Genomic DNA, 21,649 nt, shown 5'->3' on the forward strand with positions numbered 1-21,649 from the left:
CCGAGAAGGATACCGGATGCCCAGGCGCGTCCGCGCGGGGGATCGCCGTTTGGCAGGATCGGGGGCATGAGCACGCACATCGGCGCTGAGCCGGGCGACATCGCTGAACTTGTCCTGATGCCTGGGGACCCGCTGCGGGCCAAGTGGATCGCTGAGACGTTTCTGGAGGGGGCGCGCTGTTACTCGACGGTGCGCAACATGTTCGGGTACACGGGGACGTTCGAGGGGACGAGGGTCAGCGTCCAGGGGTCCGGGATGGGGATGCCGTCGGCCAGCATCTACGCCCATGAGCTGATCAACGACTACGGGGTGAAGTCGCTCGTTCGGGTCGGGAGCTGCGGGGCGCTGGTCGAGTCGCTGAAGTTGCGGGATGTGGTGGCGGCGATCGGGTCGAGCACGGACTCGAACATGAACCGGGCCAGGTTCGACGGGCTGATCGACTACGCGCCGGTCGCGGACTTCGGGCTGCTGCGCAACGCGGTCGACGTGGCTGAAGAGCAGGGCATCAGCATGCGGGTCGGGCCGATCCTGGCCGCTGACGCGTTCTACACGGATCGGCCCGACCTGTACGACAAGCTCGCCGACTACGGGGTGCTCGCCGTGGAGATGGAGTCGGCGGCGCTGTACACGATCGCCGCGCGGTTCCAGGCGAAGGCGCTGACGCTGCTGACGGTCAGCGACCACATCAAGACGGGCGAGCGGACCACCGCGCAGGAGCGGGAGCAGACGTTCGGCCAGATGGTGGAGATCGCCCTGAAGGCGATCACGCGCTGAGAGCGACAGTGGGGGAGAGCCGGGCGGCCCGCGAAGCGGGAAACAGCCCGGCCAGCCCGCCGACCAGCAGCGTCGCGAGCAGACCGCCCAGGAGGGCCCACAACGGCACCACGAGCGGCCATCCCCGCCACGCGGCATAGCCGAAGCTCACGACGACACCGAGCAGCACGCCGGAAGCCCCGCCCAGCAGGGACATCAGCAGCGACTCGGTCAGGAACTGCAGCCGGATCTGGCCCCGCCGGGCGCCGAGGGCCCGGCGGAGGCCGATCTCGGCGCGGCGTTCCAGCACGGCGATGACCATCGTGTTGGCGACGCCGACGCCGCCGACGAGCAGGGCCACCGCGCCCAGGCCGAGCAGGAGGCCGGTGTACGTCTCGTCGAACGCCGAACGGGCGGCCAGCGCGTCGGAGGGGCGGGACACCCGCACCTCGTTGGGGGCCGAAGGGTTGGCGGTCGCGGCGAGCACCGCGGCGACCGGGACCACGGCGTCCGGGCGGGTGCGGGTGTAGACGGTCGTCGGGTAGCCGTCGAAGCCGAGCAGCGACGAGGCAGCCGGCCAGCTGACGAGCGCAGCCGTGTCGAGCTCGGGCGCCAGCGGTACCGGCGACAACACCCCGACAACGGTGAACCAGCGCCCACCCAGCCACACCCGAAGCCCCGAACCCGAAATCTCGGAAATGCCGAGCAGCGTCGAGGCCCGCGCGCCGAGGACAACGGCAGGCGCCGAGCCGGACCCGATCCACGAGCCGGCGGACAAGGAGCCGCCCACGGTGGACAGCAGTGAGGGCGAGGCGGCCAGCACCGCGAGACCGCCGGTCTGCGTGGCCGGGATGCGATCCGTCCGGTACACCCGCGCGGACGCGACCCGCCCGGTCGAGGACACCGAGGTCACCGGCCCGATCGCGGCCACCATCGCCGGAGCGGTCGGCGGCAGGTGCGACGCCTCGCCGAAGAACGACGTGCCGGGCCCGACGGCGAGCAGGTTGGTGCCGAGGGCGTCCAACCGGCGATCGAGCTCTGCCTGGCTCGACGTCGAGATGCCCACCACGGCGATCATCGCGGCGATCCCGATCGCGATCCCCAGTGCGGACAGCACGACCCGCAGTGGCCGCGTCCGCAGCCCCGAGCTGCCGACCCGGACGACGTCGAAGAAGGACAGCCTCACAGGATTCTCCCGTCGCGCATCGAGACCCGGCGGGGCAGCGCCGCGGCGATGTCCCGGTCGTGCATGATCACGACGACGGTGGTGCCGTCCGCGTTCAGATCCCGCAACAGCTCCAGCACCGACCGGCCGGCCGCCGTGTCGAGATTGCCGGTCGGCTCGTCCGCCAGCAGCAGGGCCGGCGCCCCGACGATCGCCCGCGCGACGGCGACCCGCTGCCGCTCGCCTCCGGACAGCTGATGCGGCCGGTGCGTGACCCGGTGCCCGAGCCCGACCCGGTCGAGCGCGACAGCGGCACGACTCCGCCTCGCAGGAGCCCCGACGCCCGCATAGAGCAGCCCGTCGGCGACGGCGTCCAGCGCGCTCATCCCCACCGCCAGGTGGAACTGCTGGAACACGAACCCGATCGTCGTGGCGCGCAGCCCGGACAGCCGGTCGTCGTCGAGCGTGGCCACGTCGTGCCCGGCGATCTCGACGACCCCGCTGGTCGCCCGGTCGAGGGTGCCGATGAGGTTGAGCATCGTGGACTTCCCGGAGCCGGAGGGGCCCACGATCGCCAGCATCTCGCCCGCCGCGACAGACAGTGAGACGCCGTCGAGTGCCTGGATGCCGCCGGTGTACGACTTCCGCACGTCCCTGAGTGCGATCATGCGGCGGCCCCGACGGTGAGCCCCTCGCGGACGTCCGGGCCGGAGATCTCCACCCTGCCCTCGGCGAAGAGACCGGTCGTCACGGCGACGGTCCGCACGCCGTCCCCGTCGAGGAGCTGCAGCCCGTACCCGCCCTCGGCGAGCGCGACGAGCGCCGACACCGGCACGCTGAGCACGTCGTCCTTGCGCTCCGCGACGAGGGCGACGTCGACCGGCGCCGACGAGTAGGCACCCACGAGCTCCTGGGAAGCGAGCGAGACGGTCACGTCGACGGTGACGATCTGCGGCTGCCCTGGCTGTACCGTTGCGACGGCGCCGATCGCGGAGATCGTCGCTGGCACGGTGGCGCCGTCGGGGAGCTTCACGGTCGCCGGGGCGCCGACGGTGGCCAGGCGCTGCTTGGTGACGTCGAGTTCGACGGTCACCTGCCGGGTCCGGCCGGTCCACTCCAGGACCGGGCCGGTGGCGTTGTCGCCGAGGTGCCCCTTGACGGCGCCGACCCGGATCGCGGCGGGCGCCATGACGACCCGGCCGAGCTCCACGACCCCGTTCTCGGGCAGGCCGAGCCGCGCCTGCCAGTCCCGCACCGCCGACGCCGTCGCCGAGGTGTAGGCGTCGTCGACGGTGAATCCCGTGAACCCGAGCGCCGCGAGGTTGCTCTCGAACGCGGCGACGTCGGCACCTTCGTCTCCGGCGCGCAGCGCTCTGTGCAGCGGCGCCGTGGCGTACATGAGCAGCACCGGCAGACCGTCGACGTGAAACAGCGGCCCGCCCCGCTCGACGACGCCGCCCTCGGCCGGCAGACCGGTGATCATGCCGGGCAGCCGGCCGGCGACGGTGGTCGCGGCGCCGAAGTCGAGGGTCCCGTCGACGTCCTCGGTCTCGGTGAGCGTCCCGCGGGTGATCTTCGTGGTGGTGGCGGGGGCACGGCTCGCGGCGGGCGCCGGGTCGCGGTCCAGCAGCAGCCACCCACCGGCGCCCGCGAGGAGCAGCGCGGGCAGCGTGATCAGCAGGGCCCGCCTCACCGGCCCACCACGCCCTTGCACGCGGCCGCCGCCTCCTGGAAGCCGGGCTTGCCGACGTATCGCATGAGGTCGCTGACCCCCGTCGCGGGGTCCGGGTCGGGCATGTCGATGCCGTGCTCGCGCATGCACTTGGCGAACTGCCGGGCCTGTTCGAGCTGCTCGGGCGACAGCTGGCTCAGCGTGCCGCCGCCCGGGAGCAGCTTCTCGCAGGCCGGCATCGCCTCGGTGACCTTGGCCCGGTCGACGTCGGGACCGAAGTCGAGCTCGCCGTCGGGTCCCGGGTCGGGCACCTCGGCGCCGTGCTCGCGCATGCATCCGGCGAACTGCCGGTTGGCCTCCGCCTTGCCGGTGGCGGGTTTGGAGGATGCCGGGGCACCGCCGGCCGTCGCCACGGAGGGGCCGGCGTTCGAGGAGCAGGCGGCCAGTAGCAGGACCGCCGTCAGCAGGATTCGTCGCATGCCAGCAGGAGACGCCCCGGGCGATAAGTGGGCCGTGAACCCACGGGCTTATCCCGGGCTTACGCGCCGTACGGGCACCATGGACCCGTGCGGGTTCTGGTGGTCGAGGACGAGCAACTGCTGGCCGACGCGGTCGCCGAAGGGCTGCGGCGGGAGTCGTTCGCGGTCGACGTGGCCTACGACGGCGACGGCGCGCTGCAACGGCTCGGCGTCAACGAGTACGACGTGCTGATCCTCGACCGGGACCTGCCGTCGGTCGGCGGCGACGAGGTGTGCCGGTGGGTGAGCGCCGAGCTGCCGGAGACCCGGATTCTGATGCTGACCGCCGCCTCCGCGGTGCTCGACCGGGTCGGCGGGCTTTCACTCGGCGCCGACGACTACCTGGGCAAGCCGTTCGCGTTCGCGGAGCTGGTCGCGCGGGTCAGGGCGCTCGGCCGGCGGGCCAGGGCCGCGACCCCGCCGGTCCTGCAGCGCGGCGACCTGCGGCTGGACCCCAACCGGCGGGAGGTGTTCCGCGGCGGGCACTACGTCGCGCTGACCCGCAAGGAGTTCGCGGTCCTGGAGGAGCTGCTGCGGGCCGGCGGCGCGGTGCTGAGCGCCGAGCAGCTGCTCGAACGGGCCTGGGACGAGCACATCGACCCGTTCACCAACGTGCTGCGGGTGACGGTGATGACGCTGCGGCGCAAGCTCGGCGACCCGCCGGTGATCGAGACGGTGGCCGGCGTCGGGTATCAGATCCCGTGAGCGGCCGCTCGCCTTGGGTGCAGAGTGGTTCGGGTCGGCGCCGGAGCGCAGCGGAGGTGACGGCATGAACCACCTGGGCATCCGGACGCGGCTGACCGTCCTGTACGGCGTGCTGTTCCTCCTCGGCGGCACGATCCTGCTCGGCGTCACGTACTTCCTGGTCAAGGAGAACATCCACCAGCGCGGGGCCGAGCCGGGCGTCGAGCTGCCGGCGAACATCAAGGTCGGCGACGTCGCGATCAATGAATTCGTCGAGCAGCTGCAGGCGCGCCAGATGGAAATCGAGAGCAACACCCTGCACGCGCTGCTCACCCAGGGCGCGATCGCGCTCGGCCTGGTGACGGTGATCGGCGTCGGGTTCGGCTGGCTGATGGCCGAGCGGGCGCTGCGCCCCGTCGGGCGGATCACCGAGACGGCCCGCCGGGTCGCCGGCGGCAGCATGCACGAGCGGATCGCGCTGCGGGGCCCGGCCGACGAGATCAAGGAGCTCGCGGACACGTTCGACTCGATGCTGGAGCGGCTCGACACGGCGTTCGACGGGCAGCGGCGGTTCGTGGCCAACGCGTCGCACGAGCTGCGCACGCCGCTGACCATCAACCGCACGCTGATCGAGGTGGCGCTGGGCCGTCCGTCGCCGCCTCCGGAGCTCGTACACCTCGGGGAGACGCTGCTCGCGGTCAATGCCCGGCACGAGCGGCTGATCGACGGGCTGCTGACCCTGGTCGCCTCCGAACAGGCGCTCACCGTGCACGAGACGGTCGACGTGGCTTCGATAGTCCGGCACGTGGCCTTGCAGCGGGCGGTCGACCTGTCGCTGGAGCCTGCCGTCACCGTCGGCGATCCCGTGCTGCTCGAGCGGGTGGTGCAGAACCTCGTCGACAACGCTGTCGCCTACAACGTGCCGGACGGGACGGTCTGGGTCCGGACACGCACGACCGGTGCGAGCGCCGAGCTCGTCGTCGAGAACACCGGACCGGCCGTGCCCGCCTACGAGGTGCCGCGGCTGTTCGAACCGTTCCGGCGGCTGCGGTCGCGGACCGGATCCCAGCACGGGACGGGGCTGGGCCTTTCGATCGTGCGCTCGGTCGCCGTCGCGCACGGGGGGCGGGTCGACGCGCGTCCCCGCGACGGCGGCGGGCTCATCGTCACGGTGACTCTGCCCACACAAAACTAACCGATCGGTCGGTCGTTTAGTTGGTACGGTCATCCCATGGATGGCCGTTTCCTGCGCGGTGAGCGCGCCCGCACCGCGACCCTCGACGTGGCCGTCGCGCTGGCGACCGAGTCGGGCCTGGACGGGCTCTCGTTCAGCCAGCTCGCGGAGCGGGCCGGGGTCAGCAAGTCCGGCCTGTTCGCGCACTGGTCGACGAAGGAGGAGCTGCAGCTCGCGGCAGTCGCCCACGCCGAGCGCCGCTTCACCGAGGTGGTCGTGCGCCCCGCGCTGCGGGCGCCGCGCGGCATCCGCCGGCTGTGGGCGCTGCAGGAGAGCCGTCTGGCGGACATGGCGAGCGGCGCGCTGCCCGGCGGCTGCTTCTTCTCCAACGCGCAGTTCGAGTTCACGGTCCGGCCCGGCAGCGTCCGTGACGCGCTCAGCGCCGCCCTCGCCGACTGGCACACCCTGCTGGAGCGGCTGATCGCCGAGGCCGTCGAGCTGGGCGAGCTGCCGGCCGACGTCCCCGCCGCGCAGCTCGCGTTCGAGCTCAACGCGTTGGGCACCGCCGCGGTGTACGAGTCGCGCCTGCTGAACGCCGACGCGGTCTACACGTACGCGCGGACGGCCGCCCTCCAGCGGCTCCGCGCCCTGGCCCTGGTCCCCCATCTGGAAGGTCTGACATGACCACTGCAGTCCTGCCCGGCTTCGTCGCCCCGTTCGTCGTGCACTTCGACGACCTCGACGCGATGGGCATCGTGCACAACGCCCGCTACGCGGTGTTCCTGGAGCGTGCCCTGTCGCAGTGGTGGAGCGAGCGCGGCCACTCCTACGCCGGCGGCCGCCCGACCACGTCCGACGTGATGCACGCCGTCGCGGAGTACTCGATCTCCTACAAGGCGCCGGTCCGCGGCACCGGCGAGATCGGCGTCCACTTCTGGATCGAGACCCTCGGCGAGACCAGCGCCGTCTACCGCTTCCGCATCCTGTCCGCCGATGGGCGGACCGTCCACGCGGAGGGCCGGCGGGTCAACGTGAAGCTCGACCCGCGCACCCTGCGGCCCGCGCCGTGGAGCGACGACGCCCGCGCCCACGCGAGCACTCTGCTCAGTTCCTGAGCCGCTTCGCCGATCCGTCCTGTGCTCGATCCGGACGGAAGGTGCGACAGGACGCGGCGGCGGGCCGACATCGAAGTGACCGTGCCGCGGGGGCGGCTCACCGGCCTGCCGGCGGACCTCGGCCTCAACGCGCGCAACGCCCTGGTCGTGGGCGTCGTCGCGCTGCTTGCGCCCGGATGGCCGCCGTGGTCGACGCCGCCCGGGTAGCGCCTCGCCGGGGGTTCTCCTCGACGGTCCGCGTCAGTCGGGCCGCCTCAGCGGTGACCGCCGAAGAAGGTGCGCAGGAGCCTGGCGGACTCGTCCGCCAGTACACCTGCCAACACCTCGGGACGGTGGGTCAGCCTGCGGTCCCGCAGGACGTCCCACAGCGATCCCACGGCGCCGGTCTTCGGCTCCCACGCGCCGAAGACCACGGTGCCGACCCTGGCGAGCACCAGCGCGCCCGCGCACATCGTGCACGGCTCGACGGTGACCACGAGGGCGCAGTCCTCCAGCCGCCACTCGCCACGGACGGCCGCAGCCCGGCGCAGCGCCAGGATCTCGGCGTGCGCGGTCGGGTCGCCGGTCACCTCGCGCTCGTTGTGGGCGGCGGCGAGCTCCGTGCCGTCGGGGCCGATGACGACCGCCCCGATCGGCACGTCGGGGCCGGCGGACGCGGCGACCGTCAGGGCCCGCCGCATCGCCGGCTCCCAGCGCTGGTGCACCGGGTCAGGCCTCGCGCAGCTCTTCGATCTCGTCGCCGGCGCCGATCGCCTGGCAGATCTCCGCGGTGAGGTCGGCCGGGAGCATGCCCTCCTGGGCGCACAGCTCCAGCAGCCGCCCGCCGGGCAGGCCCAGGTCGGCGAGGAGCTCGGGATCGCCGACGGGTTCGATGTCGGGCTCGGCCGACGGCCGGTCCTCGTCCTCGTCGTCGGTGTCGACCTCCTCGTCGACGATCTCCGACACCTGCTCCTCGATGTCGCCGAGGAGGATGGCGCCGAGGCGCGACTCGGCGGCGAAGACCGAGTCGGAGCCGAAGATCCTCAGATCCTCGCCGTCGTCGAGGCGCAGGATCACCAGATACGCGTCGTCGGACTCGACGAACAGCAGTGACACCACCGCGTCCGGGTCGATGTCGCGAAGGCGTTCGGTGATCTCCTCGACGTCGGCGACGCCACTGAGGTCGAGCTCGGCCGCGGCCCAGCTCTTGGAGCCGCGTGTGACAGCGGCAGCGAAGTGCGACACGGTCCCCCCGGTCGGTGTTCGTCGTTACCCGAGAACACTATTCGAGCAGAACGAAGGTTGGCGCAGGGCTAGTCGGCGAGTCGTCGGCGAGTCGCGATGAGCTCGCGGAGCCGGTCGGCGCGGAGGCGGCGCGGATGGAGCCGCTCGCGAAGCGCTTTCGCGTCCGCGAGCTCGACCAGCAGCGCGAGCCGCCGACGACGCCGCTCGGGATCGAGCCGCTGCAGCCTCAAAGCCATGTTGCTGAGAGTGATCCTCGCCGCAATCCACGTCAAGACCACACGGCAAAGTCCTCGTGCCAGCTACCGAACGTGACCGGCCGCAGCAAAAAAGTCCTACCACAGCAGCCAGTCGCCGCCGGCCAGGCGGTACGCCACGAGGATGCCGGCGATCGCGACGGCGATGCCACTGGAGAGCGCGACACCCACCGCGACACCACGGTCGCCGAACCTCGCAAGGACGAACGACGCGGCCCATGCGAGGACCCCGGCGATGATGGTGAGCCAGATATACCCGCGGGCGCCCGTGGCGAGCAGCCCGAACAGCAGCATCCAGGCGGCTCCCGCGGCGGCGCCGGCGGTGACCATCTGGCTGCGCACCGGCAGCGGCTCGCGATAGACGGGCCGCGGCGGGCCCTGCGTGACCACGAACGGCGGCGGCCGCATGACGCCCTGCCAGGCACCGTACGAAGCGGCGGGGGTGAGCGGACGGGTGGCGCTCAGCCGCGGCGGCGGGCCGACGACTGGCGGCCCGCTGGCACCGGGCCAGGCCGGCCGCCCAGCATTGACCAGAGCGCCGTTGACCAACACGCCGCTGGACGGAGCGCCGCTGGACGGAGCGCCGCTGGACGGAGCGCCGCTGGACGGAGCGCCGCTGGACGGAGCTCTGTTGACCGGAGCACCGCTGGACGGGGCCATTTCCGCCGCGCCGTTCGGCGGCGGCGGCACGGGATGCGCGGGGCTGGGCAACGCCGGTGCCGGTCCCGCGGGGCGCGAAGCGTCCGGCGAGCTCCACGGCGACTCGTTCACTGCCACGAAAAAGAGCTTAGCCCGGCCGCCCCACAGGGACGACCGGGCTGCGCCACGCGACCTACCGAAGGAAACGAAGGACGAGACGAAGGACTAGCTGAACAACGCGATCCGCTTCTGCGTCACCCCGCCGATGGTGGTGAACTCACCACCGGCGACCACCTGATCGCGCGACCGGTGGGCGGTCATGGCGCGCACCCCGGCGACGCCGTTGCCCTGGGGTGCCCAGTCCAGCAGCTTGCCGCGCTCGTCGATCGCCGCGAGCTTGATCCGCGACACCGACCCGTCGGTGCAGGCGCCCTGCGAGCCGTTGTTGCTCGTCGTGCACGCCTTGTCGTAGTGGCCGCCGACATACGCGACGCCGTCGAGCACCGCGACCGCCTGGACGTCCCCGTCGAAGACCCGGGTCCACCTGACCTTGCCGGAAGTGGAGTAGGCGACCGCACGTCCGCCCTGCCCACCCATGCCGATGTAGATCCCGTCGTCGTCCACGGCCACCGCCAGGACGATGGCCGACGGCCGCGGCAGGAAGTTCTTGTCGAGCTTGCCGTCGACCGGGTCGACCGCGGTGAGCCGCAACGCGTTGCTGACCCCGTTGGTCTTGTGGAAGGAGCCGCCGAGGTACACCCGGCTGCTCGTCACGGCGAGCGCCTCCACCTTGTCGTCGGTGGTCGGTGCCCACCCCGCGTCGAGTTCGCCCGTCGCGAGGGTGAATGCCGCGAGGTTGGCCCGTTTCGCGTTGTCGATCGTGCTGAATTTGCCGCCGATGTACAGCCTCCCGCTGCCGACCCCGAGGGTCACCGGGGTGCCGGACACCGTGTGACTGAATGGGCCGACGGCACCGGTGGTCGCGTCGATGGCCGCGAGCGAGTCCCGCTTGACCCCGGCGATCTTCGAAAAGTCACCAGCCGCATACACAGAGTTACCGTCGACCGTCAGGGCGCGCACCGTGTTGTCGGCGACGGGGGCCCAGTCGAGCAGTGCGCCGGTGCGCGTGTTGATCGCCGCGAGCCGGCTCCGCGTGACGCTCTTGCCATTCACGACGGCCTTGCTGAACGATCCACCGACGTAGACGGTCCCGCCGTCGGAGGAGTAGGCCACGGCCCAGACGGTGCCGTCGAACGACGGTGACATGAGCGGCGTCTTCTCGACGACCGCGGCACCCGCCTGGGCACCGCCGAAGAGCCCGCACACCGCCGTGGCGGCCGCCGCGACGAGCGCGGTTCTCACTATTTGCCGGAAAAGTCGCATGCAAACACGCTAACTGGTTGTAATCGCTCAAACAGGTGCGAATAGGCACGCTTAAGGCGTTCGGCGGCCGTCCCGAGCCGAACGGGTGATCGGGTGGTGTGCGAGAGTTCCGCAGTGCGTGATGCGACGTTGAACGTGGCGGTGATCGGACTCGGACTGATCGGCGGATCGGTCCTACGTGCGCTCGCGGCGCGCGGGCATCACGTCAGCGGCTACGACGCCGATCCCGCCACCAGGGCGACCGCCCGCACCGCCGCCGCCCAGGCGCCCGCCAACGCCCGCTGGCACGTCACCGCCACCGTTGCCGACGCGGTCCGCGACGCCGATCTCGCCGTCGTCGCCGTCCCGCTGCCGGCCGTCGGCGGGGTCTTCGACGAACTGGCCTCCCAGTCGTACGTCGGCGTCGTCACCGACGTGACCTCCGTCAAGGGGCCGGTCCGGGACCTCGCGCTCGACCGGCTCCGCACCGGCGGCCAGTCCCTCGCCACGTTCATCGGCGGCCACCCGATGGCGGGCCGCGAGACGTCCGGCTTCACGGCCGCCGACCCGCGCCTCTTCGACGGCTGCGCCTGGGTGCTGTGCCTCGAGGAGGACGGGGCCGGGCTGCGCGACTGGATCGAGCTCGCGGCGCTCATCACCGGCCTCGGCGCGCGCGTCGTCCCGGCCACGGCCGAGGAGCACGACCAGGCGGTCGCCACCATTTCGCACGTACCGCACCTGGTCGCCGCCGCGGTCGCCGCGCGCATCACGACCGACCCCCTGGCGGGGACGCTCGGTGCCGGCTCGTTCCGCGACGGCACCAGGGTCGCCGCCGCCCGCCCCGAGCTGACCGCGGCCATGTGCGGCGGCAACGCCGAGGCGGTCCTCGACGCGCTGGACGCGGTCCTCGCCGACCTCGCGGCCGCGCGCGCCGCACTGGACGGCGCCGACCCGATCACGACGCTGGTGCCATGGCTGACGCCCGGCCACACGGTCCGTCAGGCGTGGCCCCCCACCCCGGGCGAGACCGCCGACCTGCCCGCCCGGGCCGACGTCCTGTTGCGTCTCGGGCGGGTCGGCGGCTGGGTCGAATCGGTCGCGAATGACGGCAAGACCGTCCGGGCCGTCCGCCCCGCGTTCTAGCATTGCTCTATCGGGGTCGCCCGCGTGGCCACCCCTTTGTCACCGTCCGTGCCCAGCTGGTTGCTTGACGGCCATCCGTTGTACGTCAATCTGCGATACGGCAGGTTGAAGTCTGGCGATCTGTGAGGCACCTCATCCATACTGGTGAGGCGGATGGACGGCCAGAGTCTCAACCGCTCAAGCATCCGGTGGGGGCCGGATGTGGATCGACGACCGACTCTGACTGCGACGGTGGTTCGCTCGCGGATGGGGACCCGCTAGAAGCACTTCGCAGCACGGACGACCGCGATGACTTGCCCGAGATGGAGGGGGAGCAATGTCAACGACGGTGTATTACCGAAGTACCGACCTGATGATCACTGAGGAGATCTTCGCCCTGTGGTCGCCGGAGCCCCAGGTCTACGTGCTGGACGAGGTGCAGGGGGTGCACGTCGTCCGCGGTTCGATTCACCCGGCCCGGATCGTTCTCATGGTGCTCGGAGTTCTGGCCGTGCTCGGCGTGCTCGTCGCGTGGCCGGTGATCGACTCGGTGGGGGAGTTCTTCTTCGCTTTCGCCGCGGTCGCCGCGCCGCCGATGGTCGGCTCGACGGCACGCGCGTTCACACCCCGCACACTGCATCTGGTGGGCCACCACCTGGGCGTGCGGGTCACATTGTTCACCTCCTCGGACATGCTGGTGTTCGGCCAGGTCAGACGGGCGCTCATGCGCGCGTTCGAGGCCCGCTCACGCAGCATGGACCGGCGCGACCTGGCCGGCTATGACGAGGCGTTCCGGAGGCTCAACCAGGTCCTCTAGCGACCTGAAGACAGTTGTGCCGCCTGCGATTTGCATTCCGCAGGCGGCACAACTGTTGCCTTTCACCCCGGTATGCACATGAATGAGGCATTCACATATGCCAAAGTGTCCAGATCGAGAAAATCCGGGTGGCGCCATCGAGGCCGGTCCGTATCCTGGATGCCAGGTCCAAGGTGAGGAGGGCCACATGATGGACGGCCGGCACGAGTTGATCTGGCGAAAGAGCCGGGCCTGCGCTACGAATGCCTGCGTCGAGGTTGCGTGGAGCGAGACCGGCATTCTGGTGCGCGACTCGAAGAACCCTGATGGACAGCGACTGGCCTTCGGGCCGGAAGAGTGGTCCGCGTTCATCGCGGCGCTCCGTCGCGCGGAGCTCGATTCGTAGCTGGTTGAGCGCGACCAGGGGCGCCGCGCTCAACCGGACTTTATGTCAGAGCTGCTGCATTCTGCCGTCCACGACTTCGCCGATGAAAGTGGCCCAGTCTGCCCGGTGGAATTCGAGGAATGGCCCCGCGGCAACCTTCGAATCGCGCACGAAGATTGCATCGGGGCCATCGGCCACCTCGACACAAGCACCGTTGAGGCACGCAGTGCTCCTGCGCCACATTAGTGGCGCCTGTACTTCCTGCATTTGTTTGGCCCCTCCTTACAGAGGATTTGCGCCTGGGCTAAGGCGCGTTCTTCCCGCGAGTTCTCTTCCTCGTGGGAGCTCTTGATCCGGCGATCTGCCCGGCGCGGGCCGAGAGCATCGCCGTGGACCGGGACTCGTCGAGCGCGTGGTCCCACATCCTGCGCCAGACCGTGAGATACCGGTCGAGGGTCGCCGGATCGTCGACGACCTCGTCGGTCGTGCCGCGCTCGCGGTAGAGCACCGCATGGGCGGCGTCGTCGCCGGTCCCGTCGCCACCCAGCAGGGCGATGTCGAAGTTGCCGGTGCCGGCGGACGGCTGGGTGAACGGCGCGATCCGCACCGTGGCCCAGCCCTGCAGGACGGCGTCGAGGACCGCCCGGGCCTGCTGTTGCAGGGCGCCGGGCCGTCCGAGCGTGCGGTGCAGCAGTGACTCGTCGAGCAGGACCCGCATCGTGAGGGGCGCCCGGCGGTCCACGAGAGCCTGCCGTCGCAGCGATCTCGCTTCGAGGCGGGCCGTGCGTTGCTCGACCGGCAGGTCGTCGGCGAAGGAGTCCAGGACGGGGCCGGCCGTCTGCGCCGTCTGGAGGAAGCCGGGGAAATGGTCGGCGTTGAACGCGAGGATCGAGGTCGCCTCGGCCTCGTACGTGAACCATTGCTTCATCGCCGGGGTGAGCAGGTCACCGAATCGCTGCTCGTCCCACCATTGCGGGCCCTGGCGCCGGGCCGCCTTGGCCGCCCGGACGAGGCCCTCGACCCGGGACTCGTCGTCGATGCCGAGGTGGGCGAGCAGCGGGACAAGGTCGCGCCGCGATGCGACGTGCTCGCCGCTCTCGATGCGCATGACTTTGGAGCGCGACCACTCCATCGCTTCGGCGACCTGGTCCTGCGTGAAACCCCGGGCCGTTCGCGCATCTCGGATCGCGAGGCGAACGGTGCGGCGGGCTACGGCCGGGGTCTCACGCAGGGACATGTCGTTCAGTCCTTCCGGAGGATCGGAAAACCTTGAACGGGAGGAACCACGGGCTGAGTGTAAGGGCGAATGGCTGCTGACCATCTTTACACTCAGCCCTGACGTCGTCTTTACTTCAGCTCGGCTCCAGTGAACCGGTCCTCAGACCGGAGATGAACCCGGCCCAGGCAGCACGATCGAAACTCAGCACGGCCGAGTCCATCGGGCTCTTCGAGTCGCGAACGAAGAACTCGTTCGCCTGCTCGGCAACTTCAACGCATGCGTTGCTGGCGCACGCCTTGCTCTTGCGCCAGACGAGCGGCGCTGCGGAATGTGGCACTTCGTTCCTTCCAGATACTTGCCAGGACACAGAAAAGGCCCACCCCGACCCGCGGGGTGCGCCCTATTCCTCCGGGTGGACACCCGTCGGCTCATTGGAATTCAGCAGCTCGCCGATGCGAGTTGCGATCATCTCATTCGAGGTGCTCTCGTCGAATGAGGCGTGCCACATCTTGTTCCATTGCCTGAGGTGCCGGGTGAGCGCCGCCTCGTCGTCGATGATCTCGTCCTTGGTCGAGTTCTCGCGGTAGAGCACGGCATGCTCGAGGTCCTCCGCACCCAGGTAGAAGATCTCCCAGTTGCTGCTGCCCGCGGGGGGCAGGGTGAACGGCGCGATCCGCGCGATGACCCATCCTTCTTTGATGGCGCCGAGCAGCTCGGTGAGCTGCCGGCCCAGCAGGCCGGGGTGGCCGAGCGTGCGCAGGAGCACGGACTCGTCCAGCAGGACCTCGGCCTCGGGGCGGACCCGGCGCTGTGCGATCGCCTGCCGTCGCAGTGCGCGGGTCTCGACCCTGACCGCGATCTCGACGGGACTGAGCTCGTCCTCGTAGGCGGTGAGCACGCCACGGGCGTATTCCTCGGTCTGCAGGAAGCCGGGGAAGAAACCATTGCAGAAGATTCGCATCGAGGTGGCCTCGACCTCGAAACTGAACCATTGTTTCATCGCGGGCGTCACAAGACCGGCGAAGCGCGCCTGGTCCCACCATTGACGACGCTGCTTGGATGCCTTCGCGGCCTGGACGAGGCCCTCGACCTTTGTCTTGTCCCGGACGCCCAAATAGGCGAGCAAGGGCCTCAGGTCATTCTGTGAGATCGTGACCTCGCCGCTTTCGATGCGCATCACCTTCGAAAGCGACCATTCCATTTCCTCGGCCACCTGGCCTTGGGTGAGCCCACGGGCCATCCGCGCGTCACGGATCGCCAGGCGAACCGTGCGCCGGGCCACGGCGGGAGTGTCACCCGATGCCATGACGTCCAGCCCCTCCATGGGACGTATCGCCACCAGCGACGTTGCAGGTGGCGAGCCACTTTCCGAGCCTACGCGCGAACCCTCGGTGGAGGGTTGGTATCGCCAAAAGCTGTTGCCCGCAATGTCCCGGACCATGCCCCGGTGTGTAGGGAGGACAGGGGTCCATTGCCGGGCGAGTGGATTGTCGCCCACGGGATGGTAACGACCTGCTACTCGGCTGGGTGCGATATTGCAAGTTGCATTTCCGCATCATATTGATGAACTGCAAGGCAACCGCGCGCGAGGAAACTCTCGCGCGCGGTCGTTTGGGGCCTAACTACGTGCGGCTTTGCACTGCTCAAGGGCGCGGATGAGTGCCCGGCGGACCTGTCCGAAGGTCCTCGAGTCGGTCGTGATGAAAAGTCGGACGTCGCTCGACCGATACCGCGCTCTGATCTCCAACTGCGGGCGGATCGGGGCCGAACCGTGCCGGACGATGTAGGCGTCCTTGAGTTCGGTGATCCGGAAGTTGACCGGTCTCGGCCGGAGAACCACAACATGGTCACTGGTGACCATAATGTCCGGACTCCGATAGTAGGTGCGCATCTCCTTTCCCCTCTCGGTCTTGCGGAGGGGTGCAGGATGCGCAAGGATTGCTGTGGGTATCACCGCTGACCCTCCGCGTAGTCGTAGAGGTGGAAGCGATCACAAACAGCACTCGGTGGCCGCCGGGTGCTGTTGTGTTTCAGCGCTTCCAGAGCCGGTTGGCCAACCACATCGTCGCATGCGGTGTCACCACGCGCCAGGCCGCAATCAGCTATATAGCAGATTGAGGCAATATCGGGAACCGTCAGGGGCCTCCGTGGTCCACGCCGTGTTCACAGCCGCTGTCGCGCGGACGCGCAAGGGGCAGCCCCCGGTGCGGCTGGAGATCGAGCGGGGCGGTGGCCGTGACCGCGGCACGGGGCGCATCGAGGCCGGGGCGGCATCAGTCTGCAGCCGAACGGTCACTATCTGGTGTTCGTCGAGGTGTGCGACGACGCCAGTACATCCTGGACGACGGCGGCACGGTGACCCCGGTCGCCGCGTCGGGCCTGCGCTTCACCCTCGCGGACCTGGGCGGGCTGGACTCCTGGCGCTCCCGGCGAGACTCTCCCAGGAAACCGAAACGCCGGGCGGCCCTGGCGGGCTTCCCGGCGTTCTGCCTGGTCAGGCTGGCGGAGGATACGAGATTCGAACTCGTGAGGGTTTTATCCCAACACGCTTTCCAAGCGTGCGCCCTAGGCCTCTAGGCGAATCCTCCGTGCGCCAGGATACCCATGCCTCATGGGCTCCGCGCCACGGGGTATTGTGTTCCTCAAGCCACTCGTGCGGCGTCATCTTACGAACCTCCCCAGGGCCGGAAGGCAGCAAGGATAAGTGAGCTCTGACGGGTGCACGGGTGGCGCCTTCATGTCCGGACCCCGGTCGGGTCGCTGGGCGGGTTTTGTCGGTGCCTGGAGGTACCGTGGTCCCGCTGCACCGAGCCGATGACGCGAACGGAGGGACCGCTGGTGGCGCTCGCGCTGTACCGCAAGTACCGTCCTCGCACGTTCGCCGAGGTGATCGGGCAGGAGCACGTCACAGAGCCGCTGTCACAGGCGCTGCGCTCGGGACGGCTCAACCATGCCTATCTCTTCTCGGGCCCCCGCGGCTGCGGCAAGACGAGCAGCGCCCGCATCCTCGCCCGCTCGCTCAACTGTGAGAAGGGCCCGACGCCCGACCCCTGCGGCGAGTGCGACTCGTGCCGCGCCCTCGCGCCCGACGGCTCCGGCTCCATCGACGTGATCGAGATCGACGCCGCCAGCCACGGTGGCGTCGACGACGCGCGCGACCTACGGGAGCGGGCGTTCTTCGCGCCCGTCTCCAGCCGCTTCAAGGTCTATGTCATCGACGAGGCCCACATGGTCTCCTCGGCGGGCTTCAACGCGCTGCTCAAGCTTGTCGAGGAGCCGCCGGAATACGTGAAGTTCGTCTTCGCGACCACGGAGCCCGAGAAGGTCCTCGGGACGATCAAGTCCCGCACCCACCACTATCCGTTCCGGCTGATCCCGCCCGGCGTGCTGCGACCCTATCTGGAGCAGCTGACCACGTCCGAGGGCGTCAAGGTCGAGCCGGCGGTGTTCCCGCTGGTCGTCCGCGCCGGCGCGGGCAGCGCCCGTGACTCGCTGTCGGTCCTCGACCAGCTGATCTCCGGCGCGGGCCCCGACGGTGTCACCTATCAGCGGGCCGTCGCCCTGCTCGGCGTCACCGACGTCGCGCTCATCGACGAGATGTGCGACTCCCTGGCCGCCGACGACGGCCGTGGCGCCTATGGCGTCATCGACCGGGTCGTCGAGGCCGGCCACGACCCGCGGCGCTTCGCCTCCGACCTGCTGGAGCGGCTCCGCGACCTGATCATCCTGCAGCAGGTGCCCGACGCCGTCGCCAAGGGGCTGCTCGATGCGCCGCACGACCAGCTGGAGCGGATGGGCGCTCAGGCGGTCCACCTCGGGCAGGCGACGCTGTCCCGCTTCGCCGACATCGTCCACGACGGCCTGACCGAGATGCGCGGCACCACCGCGCCGCGGCTGCTGCTGGAGCTGATCACCGCCCGCATGCTGCTCCCCGGTGCCGACGACGCCGGCAACGCGTTGCTGCAGCGTCTTGAGCGCATGGAGCGGCGCCTGCTCGCGGGTGGTCCCATTCCCGCCCCGGCGGTCGGCCTCGGTGCCGCCCCTGCCGCTCAGCCCCCTGCCGCTCAGCCCCTTGCCGCTCAGCCCGCTGCCGTTCAGCCCGCTGCTGTTCAGGCTTCCGGCGTTCCGGCCTCTGCCGGCGACCAGGTCGACGGTGGCCAGGCCGGGCAGCCCTCCGCGCACGTTGCTCAGCCTCCCGTGCAGGAGCAGCAGGGGTATGCGGCCGAGCCGCCCCCCGAGCCGGTGGAGCAGGACCGGCCCGTTTCGCCTCCTCCTGCTGCCGCTCCCGCGCCTCCGGTCACGGCGCCGCCGGCGCAGGGCGTCGGGGCGCTCGACGCCGTCGCGGTCCGCCGGGTGTGGACCGATGTGCTGTCCCTGGTGAGCGGCAAGTCGAAGAAGGCTGCGGCGATCGTCCGCGAGGCGACCGTGCAGGACGTCGAGGGCACCACGCTCGTCCTCGGCTTCAAGCACACCGCGCACGCCAACATGCTCAATGCCTCACCCGACGTGCTGATCGCCGCCCTGAGCGAGCTGCTCGGCGGCAAGTGGCAGGTCAGATGCGAGGTCGGCGGCCAGCCCGGCGGTGGAGGTGGGGGCGGCAGCCGCCCGAGCCCACCCCGCCCGGCACCGTCCGGCCCCGGCGGTGGGTCCGCCCCGGCTCCCGGCCCCGGTGACGGCGGTCTTCGCGTCGGCCCCGCGGTGCCCCAGCAGTCTGCCGAGAGCTGGCCCACTCCGGCCCGCCCCGCAGGCGACCCCGTGCCCGTGGACGCCCGCGCGGCGGCCATGAGCGCCGCGTCGTCCCAGCCCCCCGGCCCGGCGGGCGCCATCGGATCGGCGGCCGCAGGCGGTCCGGCGGGCACAGGCGGTCCAGCGGGTGCGGGTCGTCCGGCGGGCGCAGGCGTAGGTGGGTCGGCGGGCGCAGGTGACGGCTGGCCCACTCCGGCGGCCGTGCCCGGAGGTTTCCAGCCGGCTCAGGCCTCGACCGGGACTCCGCAAGCCCATGCCGCGCAGGCCGCCCACCCGCCTTCCCAGCCGGGCGGTGACCGGTCCCGCGACGGACTTCCGCGCGACGGGCACTCGGATGCCGGACAGCCCAACAGCGGGTCGCCAAGCGGTGGCTTGCCGGGCGGTGGTGCGCGGGGTGGTGGGCATTCAGGCGGACATTCGGGCGGTGGGCAGGACGGCGGCGGGTGGCCGACGCCGGCGGTCCCGGGCGGTGGGGCGGGGCAGTCCGACGGCTGGCCGACGCCCGCGGTGCCCGGCGGGGTGATCCGGACGCCGTCCGGTGGGACCTTGGCGGACCCGCGCGGCCTGGCCGGCGATCAGACGCAAGCGGGTGGCACCCAGGTGAGCGAGTGGCCCGTCACGGCCACGCCCGGGGGTTCGGCGGCGGGCGGGCAGACGCAGGTCGCGACCAGGCCGGGGGACAGGCAGGCATTCAGCGGTGCCGGCGGGCAAGGCCACGGTGGCGACGCGCAAGGCGCCGGCACCCAGGGGGCGCCGGGCGGTGGCCCGTCCAACGCGGCCGCGGCGCACGGCTCCAACGGTGCGCGCACGCAGGGCGGTCGGCAGGCCGGCGGAGCCAAACCGCAGAACGGGGCCCGGCCGCGCAGTGCGATCGAGCAGGCCCGGGAAGCGGCGAGCAGAGCGGCGAACGCTCCTCGCCGGGGGACGGCCGCCGCCGCGCCGGTGGTCGAGTCGGCGTGGGAGGGTGCGGGGGCGGACGAGCCGCCGTATGACCCGGAGTATGACCGGCCCGTCGCCGATCTGCGGTTTCCGGGGTTGGACCCGGGGGATGAGCTTCTCGACGATGCCAACTCGGTCCGGGAGTCCAGCGAAGAGGCCGCGTTGCGGCTGCTCAGCGAGGCACTCGGAGCGGAGAAGATCGGCGAGACCACGAGCTGAGACCAACAGACCGCGAGCTGAGGGCAACGGGGCACGAGCTGATTTCAGCGGGCTTGACCTGCGACCAGAGGCCGCCCGCGATCCGGCCGCGACCGGCAGGACCCAGGTCAGGACCGGACGGGTCGCGGCGCGACGGCCTTGCGGCACGGGGGCATGTTCGCGGCGCGACAGGTTCGCGATGTGGGGCAGGTTCGCGGTGTGGGGGCAGGTTCGCGGTTGCCGGGGTGTGGCGGTGGCGAGACCGGCCGCCGGCTGAGGTATACCAGCTACACGAGCCAGGGTAAGACCAGCTGAGCATTGACCGAATATCGAAGAGGAGCAGATCGTGCGCCCCGGTGGACAGCCCAACCTGCAGCAGATGATGAAGCAGGCGCAGAAGATGCAGCAGCAGATGGTCGCCGCGCAGGCCGAGCTGGCCGAGACCGAGCTGACCGGCACGGCCGGCGGTGGTCTCGTCACGGCCGTCGTGCGTGGGTCGGGTGAGGTCGTCAGCATCAAGATCGACCCGAAGGTGGTCGACCCGGATGACGTGGAGACCCTCGAGGACCTGGTGGTGGCGGCGCTGCACAACGCCGCGCAGGCCGCGAAGGACCTGACGGAGGAGAAGATGGGACCGCTGACCGCGGGCCTCGGTGGGTTGGGCGGCGGCCTCGGGCTGCCCGGATTCTAACCGCCGCAGATGTACGAAGGTGCCATCCAGGACCTGATCGACGAGCTGGGCAGGCTGCCCGGGGTCGGTCCGAAGAGCGCGCAGCGGATCGCGTTTCACGTGCTGTCGTCCGACCCGGCGGACGTGAAGCGGCTCGCCCAGGCGCTGACGCGGGTGAAGGAGCTCGTGCGGTTCTGCACGCGCTGCTTCAACGTGGCGGAGTCGGATCTGTGCCGGATCTGCCGCGACCCGCGCCGCAGCGACGAGGTGTTCTGCGTCGTCGAGGAGCCAAAGGACGTCGTGGCGATCGAGCGGACGGGTGAGTTCCGGGGCAGGTATCACGTGCTCGGCGGGGCGATCAACCCGCTCGAGGGCGTGGGGCCGGACAACCTGAAGGTCCGGGAGCTGATGATGCGGCTGGCCGACGGCACCTGTAAGGAGCTGATCCTCGCGACCGACCCCAACACCGAGGGCGAGGCGACCGCGACGTATCTGGCGCTGCTGGTCAAACCGATGGGGCTCAACGTGACCCGGCTCGCCAGCGGGCTGCCGGTCGGCGGCGACCTCGAATACGCGGACGAGATCACGCTCGGCCGCGCGTTCGAGGGCCGCAGGGCGGTCTGAGAGCGCCCGGCGGTCAGGAGACGCCGGGCGGTTCAGCCCTCGGGGCGGTTCAGGATGCCGACCGCCACGGCGTGGACGGCGGCGATGTCGGCGGGGTTGCCGAGGTGGGTCTTGGTGCCGGTCACCACGTACCACTCCTCGGCGTCCTTGTACTGCACCCGCACGAGGGCGGCGCCGGTGGCGTCGACCTCGGACCGCAGGGTCAGCTCGCCGGTGACGACGCCGACCTCGTCGGTCATCACCCCGCCGGGTCCCGCCATGATGTCCGTCGTCAACGGCGCCGCCGATCCGCCGGGCGCCGGGGCCGGAGCGTCGCCGGCCGGAGCACCGCCATCGGAAGCCTTGCCGGCCGGAGCGGCGTCGGCCGGAGCGGCGTCGGCCGGAGCTCCG

General features: G+C 70.8%; 27 protein-coding genes, 1 tRNA gene and 1 other RNA gene. 13 read left to right on the top strand and 16 right to left on the bottom strand.

Going from position 1 to position 21,649, the window contains the following annotated elements:
- Positions 1 to 66: 66 nt before the first annotated feature.
- On the top strand, positions 67 to 774 hold the full coding sequence (gene deoD / locus ABZS58_RS09645; RefSeq protein WP_354779467.1) for a purine-nucleoside phosphorylase: 708 nt from the start codon (positions 67 to 69) through the stop codon (positions 772 to 774).
- Here the strand turns inward: deoD and ABZS58_RS09650 are convergent.
- The 4 genes from ABZS58_RS09650 to ABZS58_RS09665 are packed head-to-tail and all read right to left on the bottom strand — an operon-like array spanning position 764 to position 4,069.
- Positions 764 to 1,939: an ABC transporter permease gene (locus ABZS58_RS09650; RefSeq protein WP_354779469.1), complete on the bottom strand. Its 1,176-nt coding sequence runs from the start codon at positions 1,937 to 1,939 to the stop codon at positions 764 to 766. The two genes, deoD and ABZS58_RS09650, sit on opposite strands and share 11 nt — an antisense overlap.
- Entirely contained in the window at positions 1,936 to 2,586 is a 651-nt protein-coding gene (locus ABZS58_RS09655; RefSeq protein ID WP_354779471.1) for an ABC transporter ATP-binding protein, read from the bottom strand. Before ABZS58_RS09655 ends, ABZS58_RS09650 begins: the two co-directional genes overlap by 4 nt.
- A complete protein-coding gene (locus tag ABZS58_RS09660; RefSeq protein ID WP_354779473.1) occupies positions 2,583 to 3,611 on the bottom strand; it encodes a peptidoglycan-binding domain-containing protein in 1,029 nt (342 codons plus the stop codon). Before ABZS58_RS09660 ends, ABZS58_RS09655 begins: the two co-directional genes overlap by 4 nt.
- Positions 3,608 to 4,069, bottom strand: coding sequence for a hypothetical protein (locus ABZS58_RS09665; protein ID WP_354779475.1), 462 nt, complete (start codon positions 4,067 to 4,069; stop codon positions 3,608 to 3,610). Before ABZS58_RS09665 ends, ABZS58_RS09660 begins: the two co-directional genes overlap by 4 nt.
- An 87-nt stretch (positions 4,070 to 4,156) precedes the next feature.
- Between ABZS58_RS09665 and ABZS58_RS09670 the strand changes: the two genes are divergently transcribed.
- The 5 genes from ABZS58_RS09670 (at position 4,157) to ABZS58_RS09690 (ending at position 7,288) form a co-directional block, all read left to right on the top strand.
- The gene (locus tag ABZS58_RS09670; RefSeq protein ID WP_354779477.1) at positions 4,157 to 4,813 is read left to right on the top strand and encodes a response regulator transcription factor; all 657 of its coding nucleotides are present in this window, start codon (positions 4,157 to 4,159) and stop codon (positions 4,811 to 4,813) included.
- A 64-nt stretch (positions 4,814 to 4,877) separates the two neighbouring features.
- Positions 4,878 to 5,987 carry an ATP-binding protein gene (locus ABZS58_RS09675; protein ID WP_354779479.1) on the top strand — a complete coding sequence of 370 codons (1,110 nt, stop codon included), beginning with the start codon at positions 4,878 to 4,880 and terminating at the stop codon, positions 5,985 to 5,987.
- A gap of 36 nt (positions 5,988 to 6,023) precedes the next feature.
- Entirely contained in the window at positions 6,024 to 6,650 is a 627-nt protein-coding gene (locus ABZS58_RS09680; protein WP_354779481.1) for a TetR family transcriptional regulator, read from the top strand.
- A complete protein-coding gene (locus ABZS58_RS09685) occupies positions 6,647 to 7,081 on the top strand; it encodes a thioesterase family protein (protein WP_354779483.1) in 435 nt (144 codons plus the stop codon). The genes ABZS58_RS09680 and ABZS58_RS09685 overlap by 4 nt, the downstream gene beginning before the upstream one ends.
- A gap of 75 nt (positions 7,082 to 7,156) precedes the next feature.
- Positions 7,157 to 7,288, top strand: coding sequence for a hypothetical protein (locus ABZS58_RS09690; RefSeq protein WP_354779485.1), 132 nt, complete (start codon positions 7,157 to 7,159; stop codon positions 7,286 to 7,288).
- A gap of 47 nt (positions 7,289 to 7,335) precedes the next feature.
- Here ABZS58_RS09690 and ABZS58_RS09695 read toward each other — a convergent pair whose 3' ends face one another.
- The 5 genes from ABZS58_RS09695 to ABZS58_RS09715 form a co-directional block, all read right to left on the bottom strand.
- Entirely contained in the window at positions 7,336 to 7,761 is a 426-nt protein-coding gene (locus tag ABZS58_RS09695) for a nucleoside deaminase (protein WP_354779487.1), read from the bottom strand.
- Between the two features lie 28 nt (positions 7,762 to 7,789).
- Entirely contained in the window at positions 7,790 to 8,305 is a 516-nt protein-coding gene (locus ABZS58_RS09700; protein WP_354779489.1) for a tRNA adenosine deaminase-associated protein, read from the bottom strand.
- Between the two features lie 68 nt (positions 8,306 to 8,373).
- Positions 8,374 to 8,541, bottom strand: a complete 168-nt coding sequence (locus tag ABZS58_RS09705; protein WP_354779491.1) for a hypothetical protein — start codon at positions 8,539 to 8,541, stop codon at positions 8,374 to 8,376.
- Positions 8,542 to 8,637: 96 nt separating this feature from the next.
- Complete coding sequence (locus ABZS58_RS09710; protein WP_354779493.1) at positions 8,638 to 9,336, bottom strand: hypothetical protein; 699 nt, start codon at positions 9,334 to 9,336, stop codon at positions 8,638 to 8,640.
- Between the two features lie 87 nt (positions 9,337 to 9,423).
- On the bottom strand, positions 9,424 to 10,581 hold the full coding sequence (locus ABZS58_RS09715; RefSeq protein WP_354779495.1) for a hypothetical protein: 1,158 nt from the start codon (positions 10,579 to 10,581) through the stop codon (positions 9,424 to 9,426).
- A 114-nt stretch (positions 10,582 to 10,695) separates the two neighbouring features.
- Here ABZS58_RS09715 and ABZS58_RS09720 point away from each other — a divergent pair, with 114 nt between their 5' ends.
- From ABZS58_RS09720 to ABZS58_RS09730, 3 genes are all read left to right on the top strand, one after another.
- The gene (locus tag ABZS58_RS09720) at positions 10,696 to 11,703 is read left to right on the top strand and encodes a prephenate dehydrogenase/arogenate dehydrogenase family protein (protein ID WP_354779497.1); all 1,008 of its coding nucleotides are present in this window, start codon (positions 10,696 to 10,698) and stop codon (positions 11,701 to 11,703) included.
- Positions 11,704 to 12,019: 316 nt separating this feature from the next.
- Positions 12,020 to 12,499, top strand: coding sequence for a DUF6232 family protein (locus tag ABZS58_RS09725; RefSeq protein ID WP_354779499.1), 480 nt, complete (start codon positions 12,020 to 12,022; stop codon positions 12,497 to 12,499).
- Between the two features lie 187 nt (positions 12,500 to 12,686).
- On the top strand, positions 12,687 to 12,884 hold the full coding sequence (locus ABZS58_RS09730) for a DUF397 domain-containing protein (protein WP_354779501.1): 198 nt from the start codon (positions 12,687 to 12,689) through the stop codon (positions 12,882 to 12,884).
- Between the two features lie 45 nt (positions 12,885 to 12,929).
- On the opposite strand, the gene ABZS58_RS09735 is transcribed toward ABZS58_RS09730, so the two are convergent.
- The 6 genes from ABZS58_RS09735 to ABZS58_RS09760 form a co-directional block, all read right to left on the bottom strand.
- Positions 12,930 to 13,130, bottom strand: coding sequence for a DUF397 domain-containing protein (locus tag ABZS58_RS09735; protein WP_354779503.1), 201 nt, complete (start codon positions 13,128 to 13,130; stop codon positions 12,930 to 12,932).
- A gap of 37 nt (positions 13,131 to 13,167) precedes the next feature.
- Positions 13,168 to 14,100, bottom strand: coding sequence for a helix-turn-helix transcriptional regulator (locus tag ABZS58_RS09740; RefSeq protein WP_354779504.1), 933 nt, complete (start codon positions 14,098 to 14,100; stop codon positions 13,168 to 13,170).
- A 115-nt stretch (positions 14,101 to 14,215) separates the two neighbouring features.
- A complete protein-coding gene (locus tag ABZS58_RS09745; RefSeq protein ID WP_354779506.1) occupies positions 14,216 to 14,449 on the bottom strand; it encodes a DUF397 domain-containing protein in 234 nt (77 codons plus the stop codon).
- A 33-nt stretch (positions 14,450 to 14,482) separates the two neighbouring features.
- The gene (locus ABZS58_RS09750) at positions 14,483 to 15,406 is read right to left on the bottom strand and encodes a helix-turn-helix transcriptional regulator (RefSeq protein ID WP_354779508.1); all 924 of its coding nucleotides are present in this window, start codon (positions 15,404 to 15,406) and stop codon (positions 14,483 to 14,485) included.
- A 294-nt stretch (positions 15,407 to 15,700) separates the two neighbouring features.
- The gene (locus ABZS58_RS09755) at positions 15,701 to 15,973 is read right to left on the bottom strand and encodes a DUF6232 family protein (protein WP_354779510.1); all 273 of its coding nucleotides are present in this window, start codon (positions 15,971 to 15,973) and stop codon (positions 15,701 to 15,703) included.
- 609 nt (positions 15,974 to 16,582) lie between these two features.
- A tRNA-Ser gene (locus ABZS58_RS09760) sits at positions 16,583 to 16,670 on the bottom strand.
- 55 nt (positions 16,671 to 16,725) lie between these two features.
- On the opposite strand from ABZS58_RS09760, the gene ffs reads away from it, so the two are divergent.
- The 4 genes from ffs to recR all read left to right on the top strand — a co-directional run bounded on the left by ffs (position 16,726) and on the right by recR (position 21,259).
- An RNA gene (ffs, locus tag ABZS58_RS09765) (signal recognition particle sRNA small type) lies at positions 16,726 to 16,819 on the top strand.
- A 101-nt stretch (positions 16,820 to 16,920) separates the two neighbouring features.
- Positions 16,921 to 19,986, top strand: a complete 3,066-nt coding sequence (locus ABZS58_RS09770; protein WP_354779705.1) for a DNA polymerase III subunit gamma and tau — start codon at positions 16,921 to 16,923, stop codon at positions 19,984 to 19,986.
- Positions 19,987 to 20,335: 349 nt separating this feature from the next.
- Entirely contained in the window at positions 20,336 to 20,656 is a 321-nt protein-coding gene (locus ABZS58_RS09775) for a YbaB/EbfC family nucleoid-associated protein (protein WP_354779707.1), read from the top strand.
- Between the two features lie 9 nt (positions 20,657 to 20,665).
- Entirely contained in the window at positions 20,666 to 21,259 is a 594-nt protein-coding gene (gene recR, locus ABZS58_RS09780) for a recombination mediator RecR (RefSeq protein WP_354779512.1), read from the top strand.
- A 32-nt stretch (positions 21,260 to 21,291) separates the two neighbouring features.
- On the opposite strand, the gene ABZS58_RS09785 is transcribed toward recR, so the two are convergent.
- Complete coding sequence (locus tag ABZS58_RS09785; RefSeq protein WP_354779514.1) at positions 21,292 to 21,534, bottom strand: hypothetical protein; 243 nt, start codon at positions 21,532 to 21,534, stop codon at positions 21,292 to 21,294.
- Positions 21,535 to 21,649: the final 115 nt, after the last annotated feature.

Source organism: Dactylosporangium sp. NPDC005555, from assembly GCF_040605635.1.
GTDB lineage: Bacteria > Actinomycetota > Actinomycetes > Mycobacteriales > Micromonosporaceae > Dactylosporangium.